The sequence below is a fragment of the Romboutsia sp. genome (genome assembly GCF_056995035.1).
The window spans coordinates 25,806-41,768 of the sequence record NZ_JBXKIW010000083.1 but is presented as its reverse complement, the minus strand read 5'-3'; the positions used below and the strand labels follow the sequence as shown (position 1 = coordinate 41,768).

Sequence of the window (15,963 nt, the reverse complement as noted above, 5' to 3'; positions counted from 1 at the left end):
GTATATTTTAACATAATTTTAAATTAATTTAACGAAATTTCTTTTACTAAGTACTCAAATTTATTTATAATTTCTTTTTTTAGCATTTGATTCTCAAAATTTTGTAATTTATAATCTTCACATACTATATATCTAGCTTCTTGTTGAGCTAATTTTAATATCTTCATATGCTTAAATATATTAGCTACTTTTAATTCTGGTAAGCCATGTTGCCTTGTTCCAAAGAATTCTCCTGGTCCTCTTATTTGTAAATCTTTCTCTGATATTTTAAAGCCATCATTGGTTTCCTCCATTATAGACATTCTTTGTCTACAAACCTCCGACTTAGATGCATAGATTAATATGCAGTATGATTTATGTTTTCCTCTTCCTACCCTTCCTCTTAACTGATGAAGTTGTGCTAGTCCAAATCTTTCCGCATTTTCTATTATCATAAGAGTTGCGTTAGGAACATTTACACCTACTTCTATAACAGTTGTAGATACTAGTATATCAATTTCTTTATTTTTAAAACTTTTCATAATAGTATCTTTTTCACTAGCTTTCATCTTTCCATGTAAAAGTCCTACTCTAAGATCGCTAAAGTATTCTAATTTTAATTCTTCTACTAATTCCACTGCAGCCTTTGCTTCTATTGCTTCACTCTCTTCTACTAACGGACATACTATATAAACTTGTCTACCTTGTTCAACTTCTTTTCTTACTAATGAATTATAAGCTCTATCTCTTTTTCCTTTATCAACAGCAATAGTTTCTATTGGCTGTCTTCCTGGTGGAAGTTCATCTATTATAGAAATATCTAAGTCTCCATATAGTATTAATGCTAAAGTCCTTGGTATAGGCGTAGCTGTCATTACTAGTATATCTGGATTATCTCCTTTTTCAGATAACTTACTTCTTTGTCTAACTCCAAATCTATGTTGTTCATCTGTTATTACTAATCCTAAATTATTAAATTCAACTTTGTCTTCAATTAAAGCATGAGTCCCTATTAATATATCTATTTCTTTGTTTTTGACTCTTTCTAATACCTTTTCTTTTTGTTTTTTAGTAAGACTACCTACTAATAGGTCAACATTCATACCAAAGGGCTCTAGAGTCTCTGTAAGAGATATGTAATGCTGTTCTGCAAGTATTTCAGTCGGAGCCATTAATGCTCCTTGATAACCATTTAAAACACAATCTGCAAGTGCTAAAAGAGCTACAACAGTTTTGCCAGACCCAACGTCCCCTTGAACTAAACGATTCATAGCTTTTTCAGATTCCATATTCTTAATAATTTCATTTAATGCTCTATCCTGAGCTCCTGTTAATTTAAATGGTAGTGATTTTAATACATCATCTAGTTTTTTATTTTCTTTAAACTTTATACCTTCTACTTCAGATACTCCGTTTTTAAACATAAATAAACCTAACTGCAGTATTAAGAATTCTTCAAATATAATTCTGTATAAAGCAATTTTTAAAACTTCTTTGCTACTCGGAGCATGAATGTTTCTTACAGCATAATCTATACTACATAAATGATATTTTTCTATAATTCTTTGTGGAAGATACTCTTTTATTTTTAATTCCTTATCAGCAAGTACTGTCTTTATTATGCTTATAATCTCTTTATTAGTTATTCCATATGTAAGTGGATATATAGGCATAACTTTACAAGTATTTTTAGGAGAATTGGTAAGGTGCTCGACTTCACAAGAACTTAATTCTATATTTTTAAACTCTTTTTTTATCTTACCAAAAACTAATATTGTATCTCCACATTTAAATGTGTTTTTTACATATGGTTGATTAAAAAATACTAATTTTGCGTATCCCGTTTCATCCCTCACATCCACCTTAGTTATATCCATTCCTTTTCTTGGGCTAGATGTGCTTACTCCTACTATTACTACTTTTATCGTAGCTTTTTCATCATTTTCTAACTGCATTATTTTCTTTAGATTGTTTCTATCTTCAAATTGTCTAGGAAAATAATATAATAAATCTCTTAATGTAAATATGTCTAATTTATTAAGCTTTGTAGCTTTTTTAGGACCTATACCTTTTACATACTGTATATCTTTTTCTAAATCTATCATTTTAATCACCTATTAAACAAAAGTCCTGCATAATCACCCCTAAAAAGTAGTAAGATTATACAGGACTTTTAAAATTTACTTATATTTATATTATCTAATAAATAAAGCTAGACTATTACCCATTATCTATAAATATATTATTCAACTGAAATTAAATAATAATAAAGAGGTTGACCTCCGTAGTATAGTTCTACGTCAATATCTTCAAACTTTTCTTCTAATTTATCACGAAGTTTATTTGCATCTTCTTCACTTACATCTTCTCCATAGAATAACGTTACTATTGCGCTATCTTCATCCACTAGCTTTTCAACAAGATTCGAAGTTATCTCATCAACTCCATCTCCTGCTCCTAATAATTTTCCTTCTGCTATTCCTATTATATTGCCTTCTTTAACTTCAACGTCATTCATAACTGTATCTCTAACAGCAAAAGTTACTTGACCTGATTTTACTAGTCCTAAAGAATTCATCATAGCTTCTTCATTTTCTTCTACAGTCGTATCTCCATTAAAGTTTACTAAAGCAGTAAATCCTTGAGGAGTATTCTTTGTAGGTATGACAATTATATTCTTTTCACTTAATTCTTTTGCTTGATTTGCAGCCATTATTATATTGCTGTTATTCGGGAATATGAATATATTTTTAGCATGAATCGTTTCTATAGCCTTAATGAAATCTTCTGTACTTGGATTCATAGTTTGACCACCTTCTATTATGTGATCAACTCCAAAATCTTTAAAGATTTGTGCAAGCCCATCACCCATAGAAGTTGCTATAAATCCAAATTCTTTTTCTTCAACTGAAGAAGCAGCTTCATCTTTAGCTTCTATTACTAAATTTTCATGTTGAACTTTCATATTTTCTATCTTTATAGTTACTAATTGTCCATATTTTAAAGCATCTTGTAATACTAGACCTGGATCATTAGTATGTACATGTACTTTTATTATACCTTCATCTCCTACTACAGCTAAACTATCTCCATATTTCATCATCATATCTCTTATTTGAGCATCATCTATAGCCTTGCTCTCTAATATAAATTCTGTACAGTAACTGAATTTTATATCATCTGTGTTTATTGGATTAGTTGATACCTCTACATTTGATACATCAACTGAACTAGGGTCTTTTATTTGTATAGGATTACCTTTTAATGCAGCATACATCCCTTCATAAATTAAAACTAGCCCTTTTCCTCCTGAGTCTACAACACCAGCCTCTTTTAATACTTTTAAAAGTTGTGGAGTTCTATTTAAAGATTCATTAGCTTCTTTTATTACCTTTTGGAAAAAGTTAGCTAAATCATTTTCTTTTTTATAAGCTTGTACAGCATATTCTCCACTTTCTCTAACAACTGTAAGTATTGTACCCTCTATCGGTTTTATAACAGCCTTGTATGCTGTGTCAGATCCATTTTTAAGAGCTTTAGCTAAGTCTTCTGTAGATATCTTATCTTTACCTTCTATAGACTTTGTAAACCCTCTTATTATCTGTGATAATATAACACCTGAATTTCCTCTTGCACCCATTAAAGATCCTTTTGATAATGCTTTACCTATATCTGTTATAACATCAGTTTCTACTTTAGATAATTCTTTCATTGCATAAGATATAGTAAGAGACATATTTGTCCCTGTATCTCCATCGGGAACTGGGAATACATTTAGTTTATCAACTAAATCTTTATGATTTTGAAGATTATTTGCACCTGATACAAACATCTCTCTTAATTGTTTTCCATGTATATATTGAATCATTTTTTTCCTCCTAATTACTTAACTCTAATTCCTTGCACATTAATATCTATCTTGCTTACTTTTATAGTTGTCATATTCTCAACTGTATATTTTACTTTATCAATTATATTATTTGCAACTGTAGATATGTTTGTTCCATACTGTAATATAACATATAACTCTATAGCTATAGTGTTATTTTCTAATTCTTCTACTAAAACACCTTTAAATGCGTTATCACCTTTTAATAGCTCTACTATTCCTTTAGATTTGTATGCTAAGCCTACTAATCCATAACTTTCTTTAGCCGCTCTACATGCTATTTGTGATATAACTTGCTTATCTATTTCTATACTTCCATATTGATTGTTTACTCTCGCACTCATGATTGACCCCCTTAAGTTCATTTTTTTATTATTTTTATTTTGCTCAAAAAAGGATAAAACTTTCTATTCTTTATATTATAGAAATTTATATATCCTATAATACTATAAATATGGTATAATTTAAACCTGCTCAAATTTATTTCAGTAAATATTTTGTAAAATTGGATGATTTAAAAAAAGAAACTATTAACATTTCTTTTTTTAATATTTACTTTATACAAAATTATATATATAATTTTATATGATAACAAGACATTCTTCAATACGTGTAAAGCAAATATATATTTCTATTGCACGTTTTTAATATTTATGTTAATATAAATATGTTTTTAGTCTTTAATTATAGTTATCATTTAAGGAGGTGTACGTAATGGCAAAAATATGTAGCGTATGTGGTAAAGGTAAGGTTGCAGGAAACCAAGTATCACATTCAAATAGACACAGCAGAAGAACGTGGTCAGCGAACTTAAGAAGCGTTAGAGCTATAATCGATGGTACTCCTAAGAGAGTAAAGATTTGTACTAGATGTTTACGTTCTGGTAAAATAGAAAGAGCTTAATTGCTTTTTTAAAAGCCTACTTTTCAAGTAGGCTTTTATTTTTATGATTTTTTATTTTTTCATGAAGCGTAAAACTATATTAGAAATCCACTTTGGTAGTTTTATTGTTATCATCTTCATAATCTATTCCCCCTATAATTTTATTTTTATTTCTAATGATACAGTATATTTTTTTATAGCTAAAAAAATCATTTTTACTTATTAGAATTTTAATTAATTATTGACTCCTATTAAATTCTACTCAATATAAAAAAAATAATACCCCACATCCAATAAGGACTAATGCCGTAAGTGCTGTCCATATCCAGCTAGGCAGTATCATAGATAAAATTACAGCACTCCCTGTTGCTAGGCATAAAATACCTAATAATCCTTTAGAATTGTTTCTCATTAAAAACACCTCCCTGTGTGCTTTTATTAGCCTACTCGTTACTTCTATACTTTAAATTTATGCAAAATAAGATATATTTAGACCTGTCCTACTTTTTTTATTTAAAATTAGCTTCACTTACATTGCTTAAGTGATTTAACCACATACGTCTCAAAATACCTATAAAAAATATTAGTTGCTAAAACTTATCTGTTAAAACTAAAAAAAGATGCATCATAGACACATCTTTTTTGTATACTACACACTCTCTACTAATATATCAATAGCTTTTTTATCACATAAATCTACTGATTGTTTAAATCCTTCTAATATTATTTTATCATCTTCGGTTAAATCTCTAATACTTTTTTCTGAAATACTCTTTTTCAATCCTTTCATTAATAACTTATCAATTAAATTTAATTGTCCATAATCAAATGCACCCCTAAAACTAAACAAACCTATATTATTTATTAATTCTTCATCAAAATTTTTATCTATAATTTTTTTATTTAAGTCATTATTTTCCGATTCCATGCCCACTGAAAATACTATAACTTTTTTATTTTTAATTCTGTCATAGTTCTTAGTTAAAAATTTTAATCCATTTATATTTCCAATGTATAGTCCTCCTCCATATATTATGGTATCATATTCATCTAAGTCCCTTGACCTTATATCACTTACCTCATATAAATCAGCGTCTAATCTAAGTGCTATCCATCCAGCATAACGTTTAGTACTTCCATATTTAGATTTATATATAACTGCTATATCTTTACTCATAAATACCCTCCTTATTTGAAATTTATCTTAGCTCATGCTCCAATAATCTGTATTCTAAATTCATTACATACACTTATGAATTCAATTCAAAAATTCTTATATTATATCTATATGACTAATACATTAACTTTCCCTTTTACATTTTTTGATTATGAGTAAAATAACTAAAAAATTTTATTTATTTCACTCATAGTTTCCATTAAAAAAAGATGGCTAATCGCCATCTTCTATATGTTTCTTATTATAATTATACTTCCATTTTCTACTTTTAGTTTACATTCTTTATTTAACATAACATTTGAAATGCCTATAGGTAAATAAAATTTCATATCATAATTATTAAGTGGATACTCTAGGTTAGTGAGTGTTATCCCTCTAGCATCTCCATTTATAGGTATAACAGAAATTACATCCCCCTCATTTCCATATATTGTAATTTCTTCATTTGTAGCTATGTATACTTGCTCTTTCTCTGAAAAGATTTTAGGCACTATATTCATTTGCCTTACATAATAAAGTAAATTAATATTGGCAATAGTATGATCGATTCTTCCTCCTAAGGCTCCTATAAAATGAATTTCCTCAGCTTTTAATTTATCTGCTAAATAAATACATAACTCTGTATCTGTTTCATTTTTCTTACTTGGAAATTTCTCAAATCGAACTCCACAATTTTCATAATAATTAACTATTTCAACCTGTACAGAATCTAAATCTCCTATTATATAATCAGGAACAATATTCATATTATATGTATGATTAGCTCCTCCATCAGCACATATTATGTAGTCATATTGTTCTTTTATTAACATGCTCTTTATAGCCTTGTACTCTTTTATTTCTCCATTTAAAATAATGCAAACCTTCATAATAGTAATCTCCTACAAAGATGCGTTCTTTCTAAATAAATTTACTGTTGTTTGTATATCATCACTATTAAATATTGCCGACCCTGCAACTATTATATTCGCACCTGCTTTAACAACTTTTTCTACATTATCTGGCTTTATACCACCATCTACTTGTATATCTACACTAAGATTTTGGCTATCTATAAGCCCTTTTAACTCTTCTATCTTAGGTATCATACCTTCTATAAATGATTGACCACCAAATCCTGGATTTACAGTCATTATAAGCACCATATCAACATCTTGTAATACATGCTTAATTGTTTCTATAGATGTAGCAGGATTTAATGCCACTCCAGCCTTTATACCATAAGACTTTATATTTTGTATTGTTCTGTGTAAATGCCTACACGCTTCTTGATGAACTACTATTAAATCACACCCTGCATCTACAAAATCTTTTATATATTGGTCTGGATTTTCTATCATAAGATGTGCATCAAATACCATATTAACGTCTTTTCTTAATGATTTTACAATTCCAGGACCTAGAGTTATATTAGGAACAAAGTTTCCATCCATAACATCTATATGTAAATATTCACATCCTGCCTTTTCTACTTTTTCTACATCTTCTAATAATCTTGCAAAATCTGCAGATAGTATTGATGGTGCTAATTTAATCATTTTAGTATCTCCTTTTCCCTTGTCTTATTTCATTTAATAGCTGTAGATAACTTTTGTATCTTTCCTTTGATATTTCCCCATTTTCTACAGCATCTTTTACAGCACAACTCGGCTCTTTTTCATGTATACATCTTGATCCAAATCTACAATCATCAAACTCATCAAATTCTATAAAGTATTTTTTAAGCTCACTTTCTAGTACATCATTAAGCGTTAAAGAACTAAATCCTGGAGTATCGGCTACCATACCTCCACATTCTAGTTTTAGAAGTTCAGCATGACGAGTAGTATGTTTACCTCTTTGTATCTTCTCACTAACCTCACCTGTCTGTAGTTTGAAGTTTTTATCTATTTCATTTAATAAGCTAGATTTTCCTGCTCCTGATGGTCCTGCAAATACTACCACATTACTTCTTAGTTCGTCTTTTATTCTTTCTATATTTAATTTTGTTTTGTTACTTACTGGAATTACCTTGTATCCACTAAGCTCATATATTTTTTTTAATTCTTCTAATTTATTATCTTCATCTAAATCTGCTTTAGTAAGTACTATAACTATTTCTAAATTCTCTTTTTCTGCTAATACTATAAATCTATCTAATAGGGATAAATTAGGGTTAGGATTTTTTATCGCAAATACTATTAGTGCTTTATCTACGTTTGCTATAGGAGGTCTCACAAGCTCTGTATCCCTGTTCTCAATAGTTTCAACAACGCCCTTTTTAGTTTCTTCATCAACTACACTTATACTAACTCTATCTCCAACTAAAGGTGTTACTTTTTGTTTTCTAAATATTCCTCTAGCTCTACACTCATAAAGTCCATTTTCTGTATCTACGTAGTAAAATCCCCCTATCCCTTTTATAATTTGTCCATTTAACATTTATTACCTCCTCTAAATTTTTACTGATATAAATATTGTATCCTATTTTTATATAATATCATAATAAGTTTATAATTTATCATAATTTATTTTCATTATACAAAAAGCCCACCTAATCTAATTAAGTTGGGCTTTCATACTATTCTTGAACTTGTGGAGTTTCTGGTGTTGGTTCTGGTGTTGGTTCTGGTGTTGGTGTTGGTTCTGGCGTTGGTTCTGGTGTTGGTGTTGGTTCTGGTGTTGGCTTTGGTTCTGGTGTTGGTTTTGGTGTCGGTACCACTTCCGGTGCTTCCTTTTCTTCCACAGGAGGCGCTACAGCCTTTGGACCTTTGCTTACTACTACAGCTATTCTATCTGCTTCTTCTACACTTCCTAATCCTGATTTAGGATCTTGTCTTAATACTATGCCTTGTTTAAAAGAGTCACTAAATTCATAAGTTATAGTCCCTAACTTTAATTTATTTTCTTTTAGTATATTTTCTGCTTCTCCTAAGCTAATTCCAACTACATTAGGTACTTCAGCTTCTCTTGATCCTTTACTTATCGTTATACTTATCGAATCTCCTGCTTTAACTTCAGTTCCTGCTACCGGTGCCTGAGATATTACATAGTTTTTTTCTATATCAGAATTAAATTCTTCCCTTAAAGTAACTTTTAAACCTAATTTTTCAATTTGTTTTTGTGCATCATATAAAGAAATATTTTGTACATCAGGCGTAACCACCGACTCTATATTATCTTTATTACCGCTAGCGAAGAATTTAACTGCTAAATAAAATTGTGTACTAAGTACTACTATTAATATAACCAATGCAGCTATCCATAATTTTTTTGCTGTAGGGCTATCTTCTTTAGCCTGGTTTTTTTTATTTTTCTTTCTATCACGTCTTTTAGGTTTTTCTTCTGGCTCTTCATAGTCATCGTCGTCTTCTACATTTGTAACAATAGAAGCTTTCCTTGTAGGCTTATTTAATTCTTTCTCGTCTATTTTTTGCGTTGCATAGTTATCGTATTCTTTTATAAAATCTAAATCTATATTTTTCTCTATATATTCTATATCCTCTATTAACTCTTCTGCACTTTGATATCTCTCAATACTTGATTTTTCAGTTAATTTTTTTATTATAGTCCTTACGCTCTGTGGTATACTTACTTTCTCATCAGGTGTAAATTCTATATCATCATTTATATGTTGAAGAGCTATAGATATAGGACTATCCCCTCTAAAAGGCACCTTACCTATTAACATCTCGTATAAAACTATTCCTAGAGAATAAAGGTCTGCATTACTAGTTACAAATTTTCCCTTTGCTTGTTCTGGCGAAAAATAATGTACAGAACCTATTATACTTCCAATATTAGTCATAGTCGAATTTGATACAGCTTTAGCTATACCAAAATCTGCAACCTTAACTATTCTACCTTCATTGGATATAAGTATATTATGTGGCTTTATATCTCTATGCACAATTCCTTTTTTATGTGCTGCACTAAGAGCCATAGCTATTTGCTTTGCTATATCAAGAGCCGTATACTCATCTAATGTTCCTTCATTTTTTATTATTTCCTTTAGATTTTGTCCATCAATAAATTCCATAACTATATAATGAACTTTTCCATCTTCTCCTACATCATATACATTTACTATATTAGGGTGAGAAAGACTAGCTACCGCTTCTGCTTCTCTCTTAAATTTGCCTAAAAATTCTTCATCATCTACAAACTCCGGTCTAAGAACTTTAACTGCTACAGTTCTGTTTAATAACCTATCTTTGGCTTCATATACGAAAGCCATTCCTCCATCACCAATTTTTCTGATGATTTCATATCTATTTCCTAAAACAGTATCTCCCACTTTATCACCATCCTATTTATCCTCTATTAGTATAACTGAAATATTATCTCTTCCAGCTATATCATTAGCTATATTTATTAATTTCTTAGTTAAATTTACAAGGGGTTCACACCCTATTATTATTTCTTTTATAGTCTTATCTTCAACAAAACTTGTTAATCCATCACTTGCTAGAAGTACCCTATTACCTCTATTTATCTTATGCTTAAATATATCTACTATAACTATTTCATCTGTTCCCATTGCTCTAGTTATATGATTTCTTCTAGGATGCGTTTTTGCTTCTTGCTCCGTAATAACATTAGCTCTAATAAGTTCTTCTACTACAGAATGATCTATTGTAACTCTAGAAAGATTATTTTCATTTAATAAATAACATCTACTATCTCCAACATTCGCTACATATAAATTATCCTTGTATAATATAGCGGTTGTTAATGTAGTTCCCATACCTTCACACTCTTTATCCTTAGTTGATTTATCATAAATAATAGTATTAACACTGTTGTAAGCTTGTTTAATTATATCATCCACATAATCTATCTTTATATTGTTACTTTGTAATAAATTCTCTTTTAAAAAACACATAATATTTTCTACAGCCAGTTTACTTGCAACTTCGCCCTTTTTATGTCCACCCATTCCATCCGCTAAAGCAAATATTCCTATAGATCCAAAATCTGTTTCTATAATTTCCCCCTTACAATAGTCTTCGTTATTTTTTCTAACTTTTCCTATGTCGGAGGCACAACTATAAATCATACGACTTCCCCCTTAAGCTACTTATGCTTTCTTCTTAATTGTCCACAAGCTCCACTAATATCAGAGCCCATAGATATTCTCACTGTAGCTGGTATATTATTTTTTTCTAAATTATCTCTAAATTTATAAACAAATGTTTTATCAGGTTTTTCAAAATCTCTTTCTTCTACTTTATTTATAGGAATTATGTTTACATGGCATAACATACCTTTTAATAACTTTGATAAAGCTTGAGCATCTTTTTCTGAATCATTAACATCTTTTATTAAAGCATACTCAAATGTAACCCTTCTATTCGTCTTTGCTATATAGTATCTACAAGCATCTAGTATTTCTTTTATAGAATATGCATTAGCTACTGGCATGATTTCTTTTCTAGATTCATCATACGGTGAATGTAGTGAAAGAGCTAAATTTATAGGTAAACCTAAATCTGCTAGTTCATGCATCTTTGGAGCTATACCACAAGTTGATAAAGTTATATGTCTATATCCTATATTTAATCCATTTTCGTCATTTACAACTTCTAAAAACTTCTTAGTATTTTCAAAATTATCTAATGGTTCTCCACTTCCCATTAAAACTATATTTGATACTCTTTTACCTGTATCTTCTTGTATTTTCATTATTTGATCTAATATTTCCCAAGGTTCTAGATTTCTTACTAATCCATCTATAGTAGATGCACAAAATTTACATCCCATTCTACAACCAACTTGGTTAGAAACGCAAACTGTAACTCTACTTTCATAATCCATCATTACAGTTTCTATTATATTTCCATCTTTTAACTCAAATAAGTATTTTTTAGTTCCATCTTTTTTAGATTCTAGTTTTAATTCCATTTCTATATTACCAATGTAGGATACTTGTTCTAATTTGTCTCTCAACCCTTTTGGTATATTATTCATATCATCAAAACTTTTAGCTCCCCTATATATCCATGAAAAAATTTGACTACCTCTAAATGGCTTTTCACCTATAGTTTTCATAAAATCCTTCATTTGGGCTTCTGTAAAGTTTTTTAATGCTACTTTATTTTGATTCATATTATCACTACCTTACTCTTATTAATTTCGCTATAAAGAAACCATCCATACCATGAATATGTGGATATATTTTTAAATATCCCTTATCTTGATTGTCTACATCTACATTAACTGCATCTATTGGAACTAATTCAAAATCATCGTTTTCTTTAAGGAAATTCTCAACTATATCTATATTTTCAACATCTTGAATAGTACATGTACTATATACTAAAACTCCGCCTACTTTAACATACTTTGAAGCATTTTTTAATATCTTACTTTGTATAGATGGTAATTCCTTAAGATCTGCTTTTTCTTTATATTTTATTTCTGGTTTCCTTCTTATTATCCCAAGACCTGAACAAGGAACATCTGCTAGAACATAATCAAATTTATCTATACTATCATTATCTAGCATAGCTGCATCAAAGCATTCCGCTTCTATATTTGTAAGTCCTAATCTATTTGCAGTAGCATTTATAAGTTTTATTTTATGTTCAAATATATCCCTAGATACTATATGTCCAGTATTATTCATAATTGTTGCTAAATGAGTAGTTTTTCCACCTGGAGCACTACATATATCTAGTACAAGAGAATTTTCTTTAGGATTAACTATTTTTCCTACGATCATAGAACTTATATCTTGTACCGTAAATAATCCATCTTTAAACAACTTATTATTTTCTATATTCTTAAGGTTTTCTACTCTTATTGCTTCTTCTAATGTAGATACTTTAAAACATTTTATATTCATTTCTGATAACTTACTCATAAGTTCATCTCTAGTAGTCTTTAAAGTATTCACCCTTATATAAATGCTTGGTTTTTCATTATTTGCTTCTAGTAAATCTTCAGTAAATTCTTGCCCAAAACTTTTAATCCAATTTTTTATCATCCATGGCTTGTATGAATACTTTGTAGATAAGTACATTATATTATCTTCTATATCTACCTTTGCTATAGTATCTTTTTGTCTTATTACATTTCTAAGAATTGCATTTACAAATCCTGATGATTTTTTATCATGGTTATTAACTAAGTTTACAGTTTCATTTACTGCTGCATAATCTGAAACACTATCTAAAAATAGGATTTGGTAAATTCCCATTTCTAAAAATATTCTAACATGCATCTGCATCTTTTCTGATTTCATTTTTGAAAGTTTGTCCATAATATAATCTAGATAATTTCTATTTTCTACCACTCCATATATTAATTCAGTAGTAAACCCTCTATCTTGATCCTTTATTTCTAAATCTTTAAAATGTTTGTTTATTGACATATTAGAATAATTTTTATTTTTTTCTATGTCAGTTAGTACTTTAAATGCTATTTCTCTTGCGTTCATATAATTTTCTCCTCGAATATCTATATTCTATTTAGATTTCCGTAGAAAAAGTCCTAGAAGTACTAGGACAATCTACTTTAATCATTATCTCTATTTGCTATTGCTAATAATCTTAATAATTGAAGAATTGATGTAAGAGCTGCTGCTACATATGTTAATGCAGCTGCCGTAAGTACTTTTCTACTTTGGTTAGCTTCTTTACCCTCAACAATTCCTAAGTTAGAAAGTTGAACTACTGCTCTATTTGATGCATTAAATTCTACTGGCAAAGTTATTATTTGGAATAATACCGATGCTGAAAATAATAATATACCAATTTCTAAAAAAGGTCCTCTCATCATAAACCCTATTGCTATTAAAAACCACGACATACTCGATGAAAAGTTTACTACTGGAACTAAAGCACTTCTTAAATTAAGAGGTACATATCCTTTAGCATGTTGCATCGCATGACCACATTCATGTGCTGCAACTGCAATTGATGTTATAGATGTTCCATAATAAATATCTTGAGATAATCTAACTACATTGCTTCTTGGGTCATAGTGATCACTTAAACGACCTCTAACCATTTCTATTTTAACGTTATATAAACCATTTGAATCTAATATCTTTCTAGCTACTTGTTCTCCACTATATCCTCTACGTGCATTTACTCTTAAGTATCTACTTGTTGTAGATGTAACTTTAAATTGAGCATACATCGTAAATAATATTGCAGGAAGTAATATTATAAGTGTAGGATCGAATCCAAATCCATAATAACCAGGATACATCATGTAAAACACACTCCTATCTAAATTAACTTCTTTAGTCTTTGACTCTATAGATATTACAAATATATTGAGTAAATCTTTATTCTACACCAAACTATATTAATTGATTAAGCATCATTTCAGTAAAGTATTTTTATTATCTATAGTTTCTAGTTTTATCTAACATAAAAAAATTTATTGCTTCTTCTACTTCATCTACATCTATACTTGTATCTACACAAGGTCCATTAGGTCTTTTATTAAATACCCCTAAAACTGGTATATTTCTAACATCCTGAACTCCTGCTGTTAAATCTCTTTCGCAAGCAACCGCTATAACAGCCTTAGGTTTCTTATCTATTATAATCTTCCTAGCTAGTGTACCTCCTGTAGCTACAAAAATATTTACATTTATTTTTTCTTTTAATTTAACTAAATCACCTATATTACATAAACCACATCTAGCACATGTTTCTATATTAGTAGTTACTTTTAATTTACAACTATTTTTTTGAACACAATGTGGTATAAGTATAAGTATTTCTTCTGCTTTAATGCTATATTTATTGCTATATATATATTTATTATTTAACTTCACATATACTTTTCTTATTTCATTTTTAGATATTCCAATTAATTCTGCTACAAAAGTTATTATAGGAAATAATATGCTAACTATTTTAAAGTTCACTTTCATTGCTAAAGGATTAACTTCCTTATCCTTAATTATATTATGTGTAACCACTATAGAAAATACTATTGCTACTGCTACAATAACTACTATAATATCTATAAACATAGTAAATATATGAGTTAAACTAGATATAAAAATATTAATAGCTACTCCTGAAATTAAAAGTATTACTAAAAGTATACCTATAGTTGTCATATATTTTTTTGTATCTATCATATATTTCACCTAACCTAGTACTTTATCAGATTCTATACTATTTCCTTTTATATATTCTGATACTAATACTCTTTTCTTTCCTGGCATCTGTAATTCTTCTATTAAGATAACATTATCTTTTGTACTTACTCTCATACCATCTTTATCTACCTTAAGTATAGTTCCACAAGCTTTATCACTAGTTTCACTTAATACTCGCGTCTTCCATACTTTCATAGTATTATCGTGATATTTCGTATAAGCACTTGGCCATGGATTTACACCTCTTACAAGGTTATGTATTTCTTTAGCACTTTTATTCCAGTCTATGTTTCCTAAAGCTTTATTCATCATTGGTGCATAACTAAATTCATCGTGATTTTGTTTTTTTCTAGGTGCACATCCTTTTTCTATTAAATCTAGTGTTTCCTTTAAAGTTTGTGACCCTATCTCCATCATCTGATCATGAAGTTCTCCAGCTGTTATTTCATCATCAAGATTAAACTCAGTTTTTAGTATCATATCTCCAGTATCTAGACCTTCATCCATATACATAGTAGTTACACCTGTTTTTGTTTCTCCATTTATTATAACCCAATTTATAGGAGCTGCTCCTCTGTATTTTGGTAATAGCGAAACATGAACATTTATACACCCTAACTTAGGTATATCAAGTATATCCTTAGGAAGTATTTGACCAAATGCCACAACCACTATCACATCAGGATGAAGTTCTTTTAAAGTTTCTACAAAGCTTTCTTCTCTAGCTCTTACTGGTTGATATACTGGTATATCATATTTTAATGCAAGTTCTTTTACAGGTGGCATCCCTAATTTTTTACCTCTATTTTGAGGTTTATCAGGTTGAGTTACCACACCTATAACTTCATATTTTTCATCTATAATTTTTTGTAAACATCCAGTTGCAATTTCTGGAGTTCCCATAAATACTATTTTCATTTTCTCAACTCC

General features: G+C 29.1%; 16 protein-coding genes. 1 reads left to right on the top strand and 15 read right to left on the bottom strand.

What is annotated here, in order from left to right:
• Window positions 1-23 precede the first annotated feature (23 nt).
• The 3 genes from recG to AC11VW_RS13210 form a co-directional block, all read right to left on the bottom strand.
• On the bottom strand, window positions 24-2,084 hold the full coding sequence (gene recG, locus AC11VW_RS13220; protein WP_484301895.1) for an ATP-dependent DNA helicase RecG: 2,061 nt from the start codon (window positions 2,082-2,084) through the stop codon (window positions 24-26).
• A 137-nt stretch (window positions 2,085-2,221) separates the two neighbouring features.
• Window positions 2,222-3,847, bottom strand: a complete 1,626-nt coding sequence (locus AC11VW_RS13215) for a DAK2 domain-containing protein (RefSeq protein ID WP_484301894.1) — start codon at window positions 3,845-3,847, stop codon at window positions 2,222-2,224.
• Between the two features lie 14 nt (window positions 3,848-3,861).
• Window positions 3,862-4,212, bottom strand: coding sequence for an Asp23/Gls24 family envelope stress response protein (locus tag AC11VW_RS13210; RefSeq protein WP_484301893.1), 351 nt, complete (start codon window positions 4,210-4,212; stop codon window positions 3,862-3,864).
• Window positions 4,213-4,582: 370 nt separating this feature from the next.
• Here AC11VW_RS13210 and rpmB point away from each other — a divergent pair, with 370 nt between their 5' ends.
• Window positions 4,583-4,771, top strand: coding sequence for a 50S ribosomal protein L28 (gene rpmB, locus AC11VW_RS13205; protein WP_484301892.1), 189 nt, complete (start codon window positions 4,583-4,585; stop codon window positions 4,769-4,771).
• Between the two features lie 241 nt (window positions 4,772-5,012).
• Here rpmB and AC11VW_RS13200 read toward each other — a convergent pair whose 3' ends face one another.
• From AC11VW_RS13200 to fmt, 12 genes are all read right to left on the bottom strand, one after another.
• The gene (locus AC11VW_RS13200) at window positions 5,013-5,162 is read right to left on the bottom strand and encodes a 2-oxoglutarate translocator (RefSeq protein ID WP_325276720.1); all 150 of its coding nucleotides are present in this window, start codon (window positions 5,160-5,162) and stop codon (window positions 5,013-5,015) included.
• A 237-nt stretch (window positions 5,163-5,399) separates the two neighbouring features.
• Window positions 5,400-5,927, bottom strand: a complete 528-nt coding sequence (locus AC11VW_RS13195; RefSeq protein WP_484301891.1) for a flavodoxin domain-containing protein — start codon at window positions 5,925-5,927, stop codon at window positions 5,400-5,402.
• Between the two features lie 227 nt (window positions 5,928-6,154).
• Window positions 6,155-6,796, bottom strand: coding sequence for a thiamine diphosphokinase (locus AC11VW_RS13190; protein ID WP_484301890.1), 642 nt, complete (start codon window positions 6,794-6,796; stop codon window positions 6,155-6,157).
• A gap of 12 nt (window positions 6,797-6,808) precedes the next feature.
• On the bottom strand, window positions 6,809-7,465 hold the full coding sequence (gene rpe / locus AC11VW_RS13185) for a ribulose-phosphate 3-epimerase (protein WP_484301889.1): 657 nt from the start codon (window positions 7,463-7,465) through the stop codon (window positions 6,809-6,811).
• A 1-nt stretch (window position 7,466) separates the two neighbouring features.
• Window positions 7,467-8,348, bottom strand: coding sequence for a ribosome small subunit-dependent GTPase A (gene rsgA / locus AC11VW_RS13180; RefSeq protein ID WP_484301888.1), 882 nt, complete (start codon window positions 8,346-8,348; stop codon window positions 7,467-7,469).
• Window positions 8,349-8,487: 139 nt separating this feature from the next.
• Window positions 8,488-10,203 (bottom strand): Stk1 family PASTA domain-containing Ser/Thr kinase, encoded by a 1,716-nt coding sequence (gene pknB, locus AC11VW_RS13175; RefSeq protein ID WP_484301887.1) that lies wholly within the window; start codon window positions 10,201-10,203, stop codon window positions 8,488-8,490.
• A gap of 12 nt (window positions 10,204-10,215) precedes the next feature.
• On the bottom strand, window positions 10,216-10,965 hold the full coding sequence (locus AC11VW_RS13170) for a Stp1/IreP family PP2C-type Ser/Thr phosphatase (protein WP_484301886.1): 750 nt from the start codon (window positions 10,963-10,965) through the stop codon (window positions 10,216-10,218).
• A 17-nt stretch (window positions 10,966-10,982) separates the two neighbouring features.
• Window positions 10,983-12,014, bottom strand: coding sequence for a dual-specificity RNA methyltransferase RlmN (gene rlmN, locus AC11VW_RS13165; protein ID WP_484301885.1), 1,032 nt, complete (start codon window positions 12,012-12,014; stop codon window positions 10,983-10,985).
• 7 nt (window positions 12,015-12,021) lie between these two features.
• Window positions 12,022-13,347, bottom strand: a complete 1,326-nt coding sequence (gene rsmB / locus AC11VW_RS13160) for a 16S rRNA (cytosine(967)-C(5))-methyltransferase RsmB (protein ID WP_484301884.1) — start codon at window positions 13,345-13,347, stop codon at window positions 12,022-12,024.
• 77 nt (window positions 13,348-13,424) lie between these two features.
• Entirely contained in the window at window positions 13,425-14,123 is a 699-nt protein-coding gene (locus AC11VW_RS13155; RefSeq protein ID WP_484302008.1) for a zinc metallopeptidase, read from the bottom strand.
• A gap of 136 nt (window positions 14,124-14,259) precedes the next feature.
• A complete protein-coding gene (locus AC11VW_RS13150) occupies window positions 14,260-15,012 on the bottom strand; it encodes a DUF116 domain-containing protein (RefSeq protein WP_484301883.1) in 753 nt (250 codons plus the stop codon).
• A 9-nt stretch (window positions 15,013-15,021) separates the two neighbouring features.
• Entirely contained in the window at window positions 15,022-15,951 is a 930-nt protein-coding gene (gene fmt / locus AC11VW_RS13145) for a methionyl-tRNA formyltransferase (protein WP_484301882.1), read from the bottom strand.
• Window positions 15,952-15,963 lie beyond the last annotated feature (12 nt).